Consider the following 13,408-nt stretch of genomic DNA (forward strand, 5'->3'; position numbering starts at 1 on the left):
GATCAGTTGTCTTCGATCCGCGCCGAGAAACGCAGATCCACGCGCCGGCGGTCGTCGAAACCGACCCGCCGGGCCTTTGCACGGTCGAACCAGAGACCGATCAGGCGTCCGCGGGACAGCGTGAGCATGTCACCGGTCAAGGCGTCCGAAATCGCGGCGGCGGCGGCCTTGACGGTTGCAAAACCCTCCGCATCGGAGACGACGGAAATCGTCACGCGGTGCAGCGCCCCGGAACCGGTCTTGTCGGATGCGTCGCGAACCTCTTCCGGCCCGAGGCTGACATAGGTCGTGGGCAGCTCACCTTGGGGGGGCATGTCGAATATCGCGTCACCGACAAGCGCGTTCAGAGTCTGATCCGTCGTCAGCCGCTGATAGATCGCAGCCTGCAAGGCAGCTGCAGCGCCATAGCTCATATCGAGATCTCCTCGTCAGCAAGGCAGGACAGGTAGCGGCCCCTGGCGTTGAGTTCGGCAACAGACCGGATAACGAAGGCGCGGTTTCCTTCCCTGAAACGTTGCCCCGGCTCGGGTCGTGACGGTGCGCCGACCGGCGCACTGCGAACGACGATCCGGAAAGACTGGCGCGCAACGGTGATCTCGGGGCCCGCACGTTTGGTACTGTGCAACGCTGTCACCTCTGCCCAGAGCGACCCCAAGGCTTCCCACGTCACCACAAAGCCACCCGACCCGTCAGGGACCCGCTGGGCGCTTTCAAGGTGCAAGCGTCGGTTGAGAAAGGGCGTCCGCTTCATCTTTGGCCCCCGCCTATGCGAATGTGGCGCCAGCGATCCGCAAGGGCCGAGACGCCAAACGGAATGCCCGTCTCGGCCGCAGACGATTCAGCGCGATGTTCGTAGTAATGCGCGGCCAACAAGAACACCGCATGGCCCAGGTCTTCGGGTACTGACGCCCACGCGCTGCCGAACCCGGCGTCGAAATCGATCTCAGCGGAGCCCCCAACCGGAAGCGAGGGCAGAAATCCGCCGCGCCAAAAAAGACAAGGAGCATGGGCGTCCCGTTCCAGGCGGTATCGTTCGGGCGCGATTTCGTTGTTTCCGGACACAGGGTCGACCAGTCGCAAGGCCGAAATCGACGAAACCGGTGCCACGGGAAGTTCCTGGCGCTCAAGACCGCGCCACGCGCTGACAACCCAGGTGAAAGAGCGCGAAAGAAGAACCTTCGACGTTCTCCCCTCGATGGCTGAAATCGCTGTCCGCAGCAGCGCTTCGACCAGCGCGTCTTCACTGCCGTCGTCGGCGAAGCCCGTTCCAAGGCGCAAATGCTCCTTGAACCGTAGCAAGGGTAGCGCCTCCGTGGCCACGGTGGTCCGCTCAATAAGCATCATGTCGAGTTGTCTCCGCTTGCCCCCCGCGCTGGGGATGACGCGCGCCGGACCGGACGTCCCTGACGGAGGGAACAGCTGGACCGTCCAACAGATATCCGGCGCGCGTCACGCCGCGTCCGCTCCATGCGGCGCGGCATTCGACCCGGGTCCCTGGGTTAGGACACCGAGAACTTCAGCAGCTTGATGGCATCGAAGTCGCTTACATCGCCGCCGACGCGCTTGGTCGCGTAGAACAGGACATGCGGCTTGGCCGAGAACGGATCGCGCAACACCCGCAGGTCAGGGCGTTCGGCCACGGTGTATCCCGACTGGAAATCACCGAAGGCAATTGCGGCCGCATCAGGGGCGATGTCCGGCATGTCCTCGGCAATCAGCACCGGGTAGCCAAGCAGCCGCGGCGGCTCTCCGGCGGCAAGACCGTCGGTCCACAGGAAGCGACCGTCGGCGTCCTTCATCTTCCGGATCGTGCCCGCGGTCTTCGAGTTCATCACGAAGCTCGCATTCGCGCGATACTGGGCACCAAGCGAGTAGACGAGGTCGAGAATGGCATCGGCCGGGGCAATCGCGTCGAAGTCGCCATCGGTGCCCGTGGCCACGTAGCCAAGGCTCCCCCATGCCCAGGAGGTCTCCGGAATCTGCGGATGCGTCAGGATACCCTTGGGCTTGTCGACACCGTCACCGTTGATGAAGGCCGCAGCCTCGGCGCGGGAAAAGCGATCTGCAATGCGCGCGGCCAGCCAACCCTCGATATCGAAGGCGCTGTCATCCAGCAGGCGTTGGCTCGCCTTCGGCATGGCGCTGAGTTCGTGCAGCGGGATAGTCACGCGTTCGATTTGGGGGGTGTCGGTTTCCACCTGGTTGGCCATTTCCGACGACCAGCCGGACCCGATGTCGGAGTGATCGACAAGCACGTCAAAACTCGTCGCCTCGACCGTCACGACCTGAGCGACCGAGCGGATCGAAGCCGTGGACTTGAGAACCGACTTGATCGCCTCGGCGGTCTCGGGATCGACAAGGTAGCCGCCATCCGCAGCCACGGCCGAGGACATCGCCTTGCCTTCCAGCTCAAGCCCGCGAAGCGCATCGTCGTCCCCGTTCCGAAGATAGGCCGCGAACGCCTTCTTGTGCGGCAGTTCGATATCGGCGGCATGGGACAGCGCCGGGCGCGCCGCGTTCAGTTGAGATTTCCGGTCCAGCATGGTCAGTCGCTCTTCCTGTTGTTGCAACCTGGATTTGATGTCGGCCTGAAAGCCGTTGAACTCACTCAGAAAACCACTCAGTGCCTGCTTCACTTCCGCCGCGGGTGCGTGACCCCCGTCAGCTTTGGTCTCGGTCTCGTTCATGTCTCTTTCCCTTGAGAAATCGGTCCTGACGCGCCTTCGGGCTCATCCCTCGGCCAGCACGCGGCGGGCCCCGTCGAAAGCATCCGCCATCTCACGCAGGAGCGCCTCGGCCATGTCCTCAGCCTTGGCGCCCACGCGCGCATCGGGAAGCATCGGGAACGTGACAAGCGACACTTCCCAAAGCTCCAGTTCCGCAAGCAGCCTCCGCCCGCTTGCATCCTTTGATGAACGCTTGGTGCGGTACCCGATGGACAGCCCGTCGATGGCGCCCGCCGTCACAAGCGCGGCTGCCTCTCGTCCGCGGGCCACATCCGTCAGGATCCGGCCCTTCACGAACAGGCCCCGCTCGTCTTCTCGCACCTCGTCCCAAATTCCGATCGGTTCTGCCGGGTCGTGCTGCCAAAGCATTTTCACACGCCGCCCATCGGCCGACATCTGCCTCAGGCAAGCTGCATAGGCGCCCGACTGGACGACATCCCCGCCCCCGTCGACCGCGCCGAACAACGACGCATAACCTTGGATCTGTGCCCCTTCACGCAGCGCAAGCGGACCGTCGGGCTGACAGAACTTTCGTTCCAGCCCGGGCCCGTGGTCGAATTTTGCCATGGAAGACTCCTTGTTGTGCTAGCCTTCGGAAATCGCCGTCAGGATCGACGCCACGCCTTCGGCCAGAATGACGGCGACAATCCCGTAGACTGTCAGCCACATGCGCCGCTCGATCTGGTCGAGCATCTCTTCGATCCGCTTCAGCCGGTATTCGAGAGCAGTCCAGCGCTCATCCATGACCCTTTCGCTGGCCTCGATGCGCGCATGGGCCACCTCGAATGGCGCATACAGAAATCTTGATCCGGATCTTTCAGGTGCCACTTGTCCAACCTTCATCTTTCCTCCGGTCGCTTGGGCAGACCCAGGAGCCTCCGCTTCTCGTCTTCAGTCAGAAAGTCCGCCTCTGCGATCCGCCGCCAGTGGGTGTCTCGCTCGGCCGCCAGGGCCGGAACCTGGTCGAGGTCCGGCCGCAGGCTCACCCCGTCGCCACTGAAGCGGCCGAGGAAATCGGAAATCGCCGTTGCGACCTTCGACACGAGGGGCACGATCGTCAGGCGATAGAAGGCGCGGTTGGCCTCCTGATAGTTCGCGTAAGTGGCGTCCCCTGGTATGCCCAACAGCATCGGTGGCACACCGAACGCCGTGGCTATCTCTCGCGCCGCCGCTTCCTTCGTCTTCTGGAATTCCATGTCGCTGGGCGAGAACCCCATCGGCTTCCAGTCCAGACCGCCTTCAAGAAGCATCGGCCGGCCGGCATTCGCAGCACCCTGGTGATAGCTGAGCATCTCATCCTGAAGCCGGGTGTATTGCTCGTCGCTCAAGGTCGAATGACCATCGGTTCCGTGATAGACGATGGCACCCGACGGCCGCGCCGCATTGTCCAAAAGCGCCTTCGACCAGCGGGACGCCGAGTTGTGCACATCAAGCGCCGTGGCCGCCGCCTGCATCGGCGACAGACCGTAGTGGTCGTTCTGGGGATGGAAGGTCTTGATGTGACAGATCGGTGGCAAGAGGCTCGTCATGTCGAACCGATGCTTCCGGCCGCCCACGGCATATTCATAGGCGATGGGCCAGCCATCGGCGCCGGGGACGATGTTCATCCGGTCCGAACGCAGAACATGGAGTTCGAAGGGCAAACCGCTGTCGCCGCCCACGGCTTCGAGATACCCGTTCCCCGACAGCAGAAGCTGGCCATACAGGGCCTCGAAAAGATCGGCCTTGCCCTGTGCCGGATTGGGGCGCCGGATGAGATCGACAATCGGATGGGTGTCGTATCGGGCGTCCTGATCTTCGCAGACAAGCGGCAGGGCCGACGCGGCCTCGGCAATCAGCTTGACGGCGCGAAACCCAACCGGATTGCTGGTAAAGCCGGTGCGTGTCAGGGACACGGTGTCCCGTGGGCTCCACGCGACACGCCCGGCGCCGGACCACGCAATAACCGGGCCGGTTGCCGACGCCTTGGCCTCGGGCGCGGCGTTGTCCGGTCGGTTGAAGAAGCTGAATTTCATACGCAAGGATCCTCCGTTTTTGGCTTTCGCAAGCCGCCCTCACGGCACGCGAAAAGAACCCGCTCCCTGCGGGTGCGTCAGGGCGTTCGGTCGGCGCCCAGACGGGTGATCGGTCTCAGTTCAAAGGCCGCGAACGCGGGGCCGGCGCCATTTGGCGGCCGGTGCGATCAGCAGGTCGTGAATTGCCCATACAAGGGCATCGACCCGGTCCGGGCTTCCCTTGCCCTCGTATCCATGGGCCGTCATCCGGCACATCTGATCTTCAAGCCGCTCAAGGCCCCGCAGATGCCGAACCCTCCCCTGTTCGTACAAGGCAGCCACCGGTTCGGCGCGGGCGACCTTGCCCCGGGTGGCACGAACGGCGCGAAACGGAACCATCGGGTCGATCTGCCGGATTAGCGTCTCGACAAGATCGCCACCCTGGTTCACCTCGGCCACCAGACGGTCCGCGCCATGGGTTTCCATCGCCGTGATCGCCGCTTCCGCCCATGCCGTGGGGGCCGCACCTTGCAGGCTCGCATCGGCAAGTACGACGGCCCGCCATTCCTGCGGCGATCCGCGGATCTGGGCGCCCGCCACGATAATCCCGCATTCGTCCGAGCCGGAATGGCCGGAGACCGGCGGATCGATGGCGACCACGATCCGGTCAAGCGGCGGTGGCTTGTCGATCCGAACCGTCTCGATCGCGCCAAGCGTCCAAAGGGCACCTTCGGACTCCTCAAGAAACTCGCCCTGCAACTCCTGCCGTCCCAGCCGCGTCCCGGCATAGCGCGCACGGACCGCTTCCATGAAGGACGGCGCCAGGTTGGCTCGGTTCGCTTCGGTCGGGGCATGCGTGACCACCGTCCCGTCATTCTCCAGAATCGACCGCAGCAACGGGATGTTTCGCGGCGTCGTCGTAATGCACTGACGCGGAGAGTCGCCCAGACGAAGGCTGAACTGAAGGTTGTCCCATGTCTCCTCCGCCTTCTTCCACTTTGCCAACTCGTCCACCCAGGCCGCTTCGAACTGCGGCCCCCGAAGCGAGTCCGGGTCATGGGCCGAAAACACCTTGGCATGCGCCTCGTTCGGCCAGACAAGGCGCCGTCTCGATTCCTCCCAACGCGGGCGCCGGTCGGGCGGAGAACAGGCCATGATGCCGCTTTCCCCGAAGATCATCACTTCGCGAACCTGATCGATGGTCTCGCCCACCAGTGCGACACGGCTGGCCCGCCCGGGATCCGTCGGACGGGGCCCTTCCACCTGCGACCGGATCCATTCTGAACCGGCCCGCGTCTTGCCGGCACCCCGCCCGCCAAGGATCACCCAGCTTCGCCAATCCCCTTCGGGCGGCAATTGGTGCGGCAGCGCCCAGAATTCGAAAACATAAGGTAACGCCAGAATTTGAGCGTCATCCAGATCGCTCAGGAAGGAGGTCTGATAGTCGAGTGGAACGGAGGCGATCCAGTCTGCTCCCGATCTCAGCCCGCGCAGCGGCGAGGTCGAGCGTGTAGCTTGCGGCGCCGCCAGATTCTGCGTTGAGTTTCTTTTCAACTCTCAACCTTTCCTCGAAAGCCGTCTGCGACGCCTTGCTTAGATCGGACAGCGCCCCGCGAAGCATCCGGGCCCGATCCGACTTGCCTTCCTCGATCTCCTCGATGATTTCATGAAGGGCGCGTATGGCCCGCCTGTAATGTTCCTCGGCTTCCTGTAGGACCGCCCATGCCGCAGCCTCACCGCCAGCCTTGGCGCTTGTGTCTGTCATTGCCTGAATGTCCTGCCCACCACGCGCAGACAAAAATAAAGCGGCCCCGGAATCGCTTCCGTGCCGCTTTACCCATGTCTTCCAGCTTGGCACAATGTATACGTCAGACCGTGCGGAGAGTCAAGAAGTTTATTCTTAACAATGGGTTAAGGCGAAAGTTGCCCTAGTCGCTCCGGCCTTGTGCTTCGATCCTGCGCCACTCGGCGACGTTGTCATTGTGCTCTCGCAACGTGGTCGCAAAGGCATGTCCACCGCTGCCATCTGCCACAAAATAAAGGAAATTCGTGTCTTCCGGATTAAGCGCCGCCTCGATCGAGGCGCGCCCGGGGTTGGCGATGGGCGTGGGCGGAAGACCATCGATGACATAGGTGTTCCAAGGCGTGTTGGAGCGCAGCTCGCTCTGACGCAACCCGCGGCCAAGGATCCCCTGCCCCTTTGTCAGCCCATAAATGACCGTCGGATCGGTTTGCAGACGCATCCCATTCTTCAGGCGATTCACAAAGACGCTTGCAACCCGTCGCCGCTCCTCCGGAACACCGGTTTCCTTCTCGACAATAGAGGCAAGGATCAGGGCTTCGGCCTTGGTCGTGATCGGCAACCCATCCGCCCGCCGCTCCCACAGGACATCCAGAACCGCAGTCTGGCGGGCCTGCATCTCGGAAATCAGGTCGTTCCGGTCGGTGCCCGCGGTCACCTCATAGCTGTCAGGCAGCAAGGTCCCCTCGGCGGGCAACCCGTCAATGTCGCCCGACAGGAAATCGGCCGCTGTCAGGGAGTCGACAACCTGCCAACTCGTGACACCCTCAGCCAGCGTAACCCGATAGCGCAGGTCCGGTTCGGTCTTGACGGATTCATAGTCGGACGGTGCGGCCTCGTCCCGTGGGTCGAAAGAGGACATCTCGACATAACGGCCCGTGGCCGGGTCCAGTTCGCGAACCTCGATCTCTGCACTTACGATCCCGATGCGCAGGTTGACCTCTGTCCCGCAGGTGGACCGCCCGCCGCGCGTGATGGTATCGACGATCTCTTCCATCGACGCGTGGGGCCCGATAAGAAAGCTCCCCGCTTTCAGCAGGTCCGCTTTCTCACTGTAGTTCGCGCCAAGGCGAAAGATCGTCGGACTGCCAATTGCACCCTGGGTGTCAAGCTGCCGGGAAACGCGTGTCATCGTCGATCCCGGTTCCACCCGCAGGCAGATCGGTGCGTCCAACGGCCCGGGATCGGCATATTGCCGCTGCGCCCAGATCACCAGCCCCGCGGCCAACAGCAACACGACGATGAACAACGTGATCGCGTTGGACGCCACCGACCGCCACATCAGACTTCACAGCGCCCCATGACGAGCGTCGCATTCGTCCCGCCGAACCCGAAGGAGTTTGACAGAACGACATCGATGCTCCGCTTGACGGCCGCCTTGGGCGCAAGATCGATCTTCGTGCCTTCCGGCGGGTTGTCGAGGTTGAGCGTCGGCGGCGCAACCTGATCGCGCATCGCCAGGATGCAGAAGATCGCTTCGACTGCCCCGGCCGCGCCCAGAAGGTGACCGATGGACGACTTGGTCGAGGACATGGTCGTCGCCGCCGCCGTGTCGCCCAACAGACGCTCCACCGCGCCCAGTTCTATCGTATCGGCCATGGTCGACGTGCCATGGGCATTGATATAGTCGATATCCGCCACCGTCCGTCCGGCATTCTTCAGGGCCGCTTGCATCGATCGATAGCCACCTTCGCCATCCTCCGACGGGGCCGTGATGTGATACGCGTCGCCCGACAGCCCATAGCCCAGAATCTCGCCATAGATCTTGGCGCCGCGGGCTTTCGCGTGTTCATACTCTTCCAGAACCACAACGCCCGCGCCTTCACCCATGACAAAGCCGTCGCGGTCCGCATCCCATGGGCGAGAGGCCGATTGCGGGTCGTTCCCCCGCTTGGTCGACAGCGCCTTGCAGGCATTGAACCCGGCGATCCCGATTTCCGAGATCGGGCTTTCTGCACCGCCGGCGACCATGACATCCGCATCTCCGAAACGGATCAGGCGGGAGGCATCGCCAATGGCATGCGCGCCGGTCGAACAGGCCGTCACCACGGCATGGTTGGGCCCCTTGAAGCCGAAGCGGATGGACACCTGCCCCGAGACGAGGTTGATCAGGGCGCCCGGAATGAAGAACGGGGAAACGCGCCGGGGCCCCTTTTCCTTGATCAGCAACGCGGTATCGGCAATCACGTTCAGCCCGCCGATGCCCGATCCGATGATGACGCCCGTCCGTTCGCGCTCTTCGTCGGTCTTGGGTTCCCAGCCGGAGTCGCGCACCGCTTCGGTGGCGGCCGCCATACCGTACAGGATGAAATCGTCGACCTTGCGCCGCTCTTTCGGTTCCATCCAGTCATCGGGATTGAAGGTGCCGTCGGTGCCGTCACCGAACGGGATCTCTGCGGCATAGGTGGTGGCCACGCGCGAGGCGTCGAACCGCGTGATCGACCCGATTCCGGACTGACCGTCGATCAGTCTTTTCCAGGTTTCCTCGGCTCCGCATGCAAGCGGCGAAACCATTCCCAAACCCGTGACAACCACTCGACGCATATCAAGCCCCTCCTTGCGCGCAACCTTGCCCGTTCAGGCGTTTCTATTACTGCGGTTTGCCCGGCAGGGGCAAGTGAGGCACGACCGCGCCGGCAGCTTTCCCTTGGGCAAACCGGCCGGGAAAGAGAGCGGCGTGCAAGAGTTCCTTAAGCCAACGCAACGATTGTATCGTCCAATTCGGGATCTTCTTGAAGCGTCACATGTCCTTCGCACCGGCCTTCAGGGCCCTCATCATGTCCGGTCTCGTCCTGCTTTTCGCAGGTGCCCCCGCGCGGGCAAGTGATGAATGCCCGCTGCACGACTGGCTGCTGTGGATCTATACGCAGGGGGAATCCCTCGTCGATGCGCCAGATGCCCCGGAAACACAAAGACAAGCCATGATCTTGTCACGCGTGGTCGCCGGTGCGGATGAACAGCGTCTGGCCCGCCTGATGGGAATGGTGGGCCTCGAAGAGGACATGCCCATCGTCTCCGGCTACATCGGCATGCTGCGCGGACGACTGATCAGCATCAACGATCCCGAAACATATGGCAAAACCGCGAAGCCTGACGCGGAAATAGCGTCGGCGCAGTCCGCCCTCATGCGCAACTTCATTCAGAATCTGAAATGCGAAAAGGATCCCGACTGGAAGGCAGAGGTCGAAGAACCGGTGACGGTTGCCGCCCATGTCCGGGTGAGCGGCGAACGCAATGTCATGGATGTCGAGAACATTGTCGTCGTCGCCGTCGTGCTGGCGTCAGCCATTGCGCTGATCTTCCCGATCGTGTGGCTGGTCCGCCGGGTTTCCAAGCATTTCGACCGGCGCAATTCCGTTCGTCATCCCTGCCGGATGCGCGCGGTCTTGCACATCGATGACGTAATACACGAGACGATGGCCGTCGACATCAGCAGACATGGCGCCAAGCTCGACCTCAGAGATACCTTGGGCGCGCAAAAGCGCTACACGCTCGAAATCGGAGAGCTTTCGCTACCGGGCAAGATTACGTGGTCCAATCCGCACTATGTCGGTTTTGTCTTCGCCCATGCCATCGACCAGGACGCGTTCGACGAATTGCTGGAAAAACACCAGTGGGAACCGGTTGAGAGTGGCGCGCCGGACGGTGCCCCGGCTGCGCAAGAACCGCCTTCCGGACAGTCCTAGAACCGCGCGCATACGATCTTGGATGCCCAGAAAGCAGAACGGCGCCCCGTGGGCGCCGCTCGATAACCGATAGGCAGATCGCCTCAGGCGGCGTCCTTGATGAACTTCACCGCGTCGCCGAAGGTCTGGATCGTCTCGGCCGCATCGTCCGGAATCTCGATGCCGAATTCTTCTTCGAAAGCCATGACCAGTTCGACGGTATCAAGGCTGTCGGCGCCCAGATCATCGATGAACGATGCAGTATCCGTCACCTTGTCTTCCTCGACCCCAAGGTGCTCGACAACGATCTTCTTAACGCGATCAGCGATGTCGCTCATTTTCGTTCCTCATAGTTTGCTCAGGCAGCGTGCCCGTCTTCTTGCTGTTGGCCACGAATGGCCGTCTTGGTGACCCGCGGGCGTGCGGGCAAATCAAGCGCGGGGAGCCCCCGGCAAATGGTGCGCCGCCTATATCACATCGTTTACGTTAGGCAAACGATTTACGGTCGCACGTCCGGTGGCATCGTCAGACCATCGCCATACCGCCATTAACATGCAGTGAGGCCCCCGTGACATAGGCCGCCTCCTCGCTGGCAAGATAGGCAACGGCGGCGGCAACATCGGCCGCGGTTCCCATCCGCCCCATGGGCACCGCGCCCAGGATTGCGGACTTCTGATCCTCGGTCAGCTTGTCGGTCATCGCCGTTTCGATGAAGCCCGGCGCGACGCAGTTCACCGTGATTCCACGGTTGGCCACTTCATGGGCCAGCGACTTTGAAAATCCGACCAGCCCGGCCTTGGCGGCGCAATAGTTCGCCTGCCCCGGATTGCCGGTGGTTCCGACGACCGAGGTGATATTGACGATCCGCCCCCAGCGCGCTTTCATCATGCCGCGCATTGCCCCGCGGCACAGGCGCATCGCCGCGGTCAGGTTGACGTCCAGCACCGCCTGCCAGTCTTCATCCTTCAGCCGCATCAGCAGCATGTCGCGGGTGATGCCGGCGTTGTTGACGAGGATGCTCAAACCGCCCATCGCGTCTGCGGCCGCCTTCGGAAGCGCCTCGACCGCCTCGGGGTCGGACAGGTTGCAGGGCAGGACATGCGCCCGGTCGCCAAGCTCATCCGCCAGGGCCTGAAGCGGCGCCTCACGCGTGCCCGACAGGCCCACCGTCGCGCCCTGCCCGTGCAGCGCCCGCGCGATCTCTCCGCCGATTCCGCCCGACGCGCCGGTCACAAGGGCCGTCTTGCCACTCAAATCGAACATCTCAGTCTCCTTCGTTCAAGCTGTCCGCAGCGGCCGTCACCTCGTCGGGTGTGCCGACCTGACGCGCCGACAAAGACTTGTCGATCCGGCGCACGATCCCCGAAAGCGTCTTGCCTGCCCCGATTTCCCAGACTTCGGTTACGCCCTGCTTGGCCATCCATAGCACCGATTCCCGCCACCGGACGGAGCCCGTCACCTGATCGACCAGAAGCGACCGGATTTCCGCCGGGTCGGTTTCGCCGCGGGCGCGCACATTGGCCACGACCGGCACCAGCGGCTCTTCGATCTCGACAGCCACCAGCGCCTCGGCCATGACCCGCGCTGCCGGTTCCATCAGTTTGCAATGGAAGGGGGCGGACACCGGCAGCATGACGGCCCGCTTTGCGCCCTTCGCCTTGGCAAGCTCCACCGCGCGCTCCACGGCGGCCGTGTGCCCGGAAATCACCACCTGCCCCGGGTCATTGTCGTTCGCGGCCTGCACCACCTCGCCCTTCGCGGCTTCGGACACCAGGCTGCTGACCGTGGCAAGGTCAAGCCCGAGGATCGCGGCCATCGCACCTGCGCCCACCGGCACGGCCGACTGCATCGCCTCGCCCCGCTTGCGCAACAGCCGCGCGGTATCGGCCAGACTGATCGCACCGGCCGCGCACAGGGCCGAATACTCACCCAGCGAATGCCCAGCCACGAAACCGGCGGCCTTCACGGTCACGCCCTCGGCCCCCAGTGCCGCCATCGCGGCAAGAGATGTCGCCATCAGCGCCGGTTGTGCATTGCGCGTCAGCGTCAGTTCCGCCTGATCGCCATCCCAGATCAGCGCCGACAGTTTTTCGTCAAGCGCATCGTCCACTTCCTCATAGACGGCACGGGCCTGCGGATAGGCGTCGGCCAGGGCCTTGCCCATGCCGATGGTCTGCGCCCCCTGCCCGGGAAATACAAATGCCCGCATCTTCGTTACCCCCTCATACCGGATTGGACTGTGGTCTATCCCGTCGACCGGGCGTTCACAAGCGGGCCGCGGCGACCGGACGTCTCACCCCCCGGCGCGTTCGAGGAATTGCAACGCAGACCGGTCCTCGACCTCCGCGGCCTCGATATTGGCGACGTTGCGCCGCACCCGCGCCGCGTGCCGCCTGGCCGCAACCGTCTGGTTGGACCCGCGTGCGATCTTGGCGGCCAGCTCCTCCTCTGACCGGGTGTAATAGTGGTTCAACTGGAGATGGTCGGCGGAATAGAACGACCGCTCGAACCGTCCCTTCAGACTGGCCCGCTCCCGCCGGTCGTTCCACGTCACGCCCTGCCCTTCGATCTCATAGCTATGGACCTTCAGCGCGGTGACCCGCGTGGCATCGACGATGGTCTTGAAATTCGTCACGCCCCGCACCCCGCTCATCGGGTCTGCGGCGCGGCGGGTATAGTTCGCCAGAACGCCGCCCTCTGGCGGGATGCCGTGACCGTTCCGCCCGAAATTATGCCAGGGCAGAGAAATGCTCGGCACGTCGCCAAGATGCGCCAGCGCGTCGGTTAGGCTGTCGGCGCCCTTCGGCACAAGGAACTCATCGGCATCGATACAGGCCATCCAGCGGAACCGCCCGCCGAAGTTCCGCAGCGCATGGGCATAGGCCAGCACCTGATTGTGGATCTCGCGCCCCGAACCTGCGTCCTTCAGCTTCTGGTTCCAGGGCAGCACCGTCAGCCGGTCGCCCAGTTCCGCTTTCATCCGCGGGATCGTCGCGTCCGTGCATCCATTGTCATAGACGACCACATGTCCTGCACCGGCGATCCGGTGAAAACGGGCCCATTCACCGATATGCCGTTCCTCGTTCCGGACGATCAGCACCAATGCCAGATCCGCCCGGCCCGGATCGGGCGCAGGCGGTTCAAAGGCCAGTTTGGTGATCGGCCTGCGTTTGAAGAACATGACACGCCCCCGGACAAGATCGGGCCGACCCTATCCGGGAG

16 protein-coding genes are annotated in these 13,408 nt (G+C 63.4%); 1 reads left to right on the top strand and 15 read right to left on the bottom strand.

Annotation, left to right across the window (positions count from 1 at the left end; translation table 11 throughout):
• Positions 1 to 2 precede the first annotated feature (2 nt).
• The 11 genes from RGUI_RS01030 to fabF all read right to left on the bottom strand — a co-directional run bounded on the left by RGUI_RS01030 (position 3) and on the right by fabF (position 9,065).
• Positions 3 to 413 (bottom strand): DUF3168 domain-containing protein, encoded by a 411-nt coding sequence (locus RGUI_RS01030; protein WP_081531353.1) that lies wholly within the window; start codon positions 411 to 413, stop codon positions 3 to 5.
• Complete coding sequence (locus RGUI_RS01035) at positions 410 to 751, bottom strand: head-tail adaptor protein (RefSeq protein ID WP_081531354.1); 342 nt, start codon at positions 749 to 751, stop codon at positions 410 to 412. Before RGUI_RS01035 ends, RGUI_RS01030 begins: the two co-directional genes overlap by 4 nt.
• A complete protein-coding gene (locus RGUI_RS01040; protein ID WP_081531355.1) occupies positions 748 to 1,344 on the bottom strand; it encodes a hypothetical protein in 597 nt (198 codons plus the stop codon). The genes RGUI_RS01035 and RGUI_RS01040 overlap by 4 nt, the downstream gene beginning before the upstream one ends.
• Positions 1,345 to 1,499: 155 nt before the next feature.
• A complete protein-coding gene (locus RGUI_RS01045) occupies positions 1,500 to 2,687 on the bottom strand; it encodes a phage major capsid protein (protein ID WP_081531356.1) in 1,188 nt (395 codons plus the stop codon).
• A 42-nt stretch (positions 2,688 to 2,729) separates the two neighbouring features.
• Positions 2,730 to 3,293: an HK97 family phage prohead protease gene (locus RGUI_RS01050; RefSeq protein WP_081531357.1), complete on the bottom strand. Its 564-nt coding sequence runs from the start codon at positions 3,291 to 3,293 to the stop codon at positions 2,730 to 2,732.
• 18 nt (positions 3,294 to 3,311) lie between these two features.
• Positions 3,312 to 3,554, bottom strand: coding sequence for a hypothetical protein (locus tag RGUI_RS01055; RefSeq protein WP_253798712.1), 243 nt, complete (start codon positions 3,552 to 3,554; stop codon positions 3,312 to 3,314).
• Between the two features lie 11 nt (positions 3,555 to 3,565).
• Positions 3,566 to 4,741: a phage portal protein gene (locus tag RGUI_RS01060; protein WP_081531359.1), complete on the bottom strand. Its 1,176-nt coding sequence runs from the start codon at positions 4,739 to 4,741 to the stop codon at positions 3,566 to 3,568.
• A 120-nt stretch (positions 4,742 to 4,861) separates the two neighbouring features.
• Complete coding sequence (locus RGUI_RS01065; protein WP_081535911.1) at positions 4,862 to 6,205, bottom strand: terminase large subunit domain-containing protein; 1,344 nt, start codon at positions 6,203 to 6,205, stop codon at positions 4,862 to 4,864.
• Positions 6,132 to 6,485: a hypothetical protein gene (locus tag RGUI_RS21650; RefSeq protein WP_172841039.1), complete on the bottom strand. Its 354-nt coding sequence runs from the start codon at positions 6,483 to 6,485 to the stop codon at positions 6,132 to 6,134. Before RGUI_RS21650 ends, RGUI_RS01065 begins: the two co-directional genes overlap by 74 nt.
• A gap of 163 nt (positions 6,486 to 6,648) precedes the next feature.
• On the bottom strand, positions 6,649 to 7,803 hold the full coding sequence (gene mltG / locus RGUI_RS01070) for an endolytic transglycosylase MltG (RefSeq protein ID WP_081531360.1): 1,155 nt from the start codon (positions 7,801 to 7,803) through the stop codon (positions 6,649 to 6,651).
• Positions 7,803 to 9,065 (bottom strand): beta-ketoacyl-ACP synthase II, encoded by a 1,263-nt coding sequence (fabF, locus tag RGUI_RS01075; RefSeq protein ID WP_081531361.1) that lies wholly within the window; start codon positions 9,063 to 9,065, stop codon positions 7,803 to 7,805. Before fabF ends, mltG begins: the two co-directional genes overlap by 1 nt.
• Before the next feature lie 200 nt (positions 9,066 to 9,265).
• Here fabF and RGUI_RS01080 point away from each other — a divergent pair, with 200 nt between their 5' ends.
• Positions 9,266 to 10,207, top strand: coding sequence for a PilZ domain-containing protein (locus tag RGUI_RS01080; protein WP_081531362.1), 942 nt, complete (start codon positions 9,266 to 9,268; stop codon positions 10,205 to 10,207).
• 83 nt (positions 10,208 to 10,290) lie between these two features.
• Here RGUI_RS01080 and RGUI_RS01085 read toward each other — a convergent pair whose 3' ends face one another.
• From RGUI_RS01085 to RGUI_RS01100, 4 genes are all read right to left on the bottom strand, one after another.
• Entirely contained in the window at positions 10,291 to 10,524 is a 234-nt protein-coding gene (locus RGUI_RS01085; RefSeq protein WP_081531363.1) for an acyl carrier protein, read from the bottom strand.
• Positions 10,525 to 10,711: 187 nt separating this feature from the next.
• On the bottom strand, positions 10,712 to 11,449 hold the full coding sequence (fabG, locus tag RGUI_RS01090) for a 3-oxoacyl-[acyl-carrier-protein] reductase (protein WP_081531364.1): 738 nt from the start codon (positions 11,447 to 11,449) through the stop codon (positions 10,712 to 10,714).
• A 1-nt stretch (position 11,450) separates the two neighbouring features.
• Complete coding sequence (gene fabD, locus RGUI_RS01095) at positions 11,451 to 12,395, bottom strand: ACP S-malonyltransferase (protein ID WP_081531365.1); 945 nt, start codon at positions 12,393 to 12,395, stop codon at positions 11,451 to 11,453.
• Positions 12,396 to 12,479: 84 nt separating this feature from the next.
• Positions 12,480 to 13,367 carry a glycosyltransferase family 92 protein gene (locus RGUI_RS01100; protein WP_081531366.1) on the bottom strand — a complete coding sequence of 296 codons (888 nt, stop codon included), beginning with the start codon at positions 13,365 to 13,367 and terminating at the stop codon, positions 12,480 to 12,482.
• Between the last annotated feature and the right edge of the window lie 41 nt (positions 13,368 to 13,408).

The organism is Rhodovulum sp. P5, assembly GCF_002079305.1.
Taxonomy (GTDB): domain Bacteria; phylum Pseudomonadota; class Alphaproteobacteria; order Rhodobacterales; family Rhodobacteraceae; genus Rhodovulum.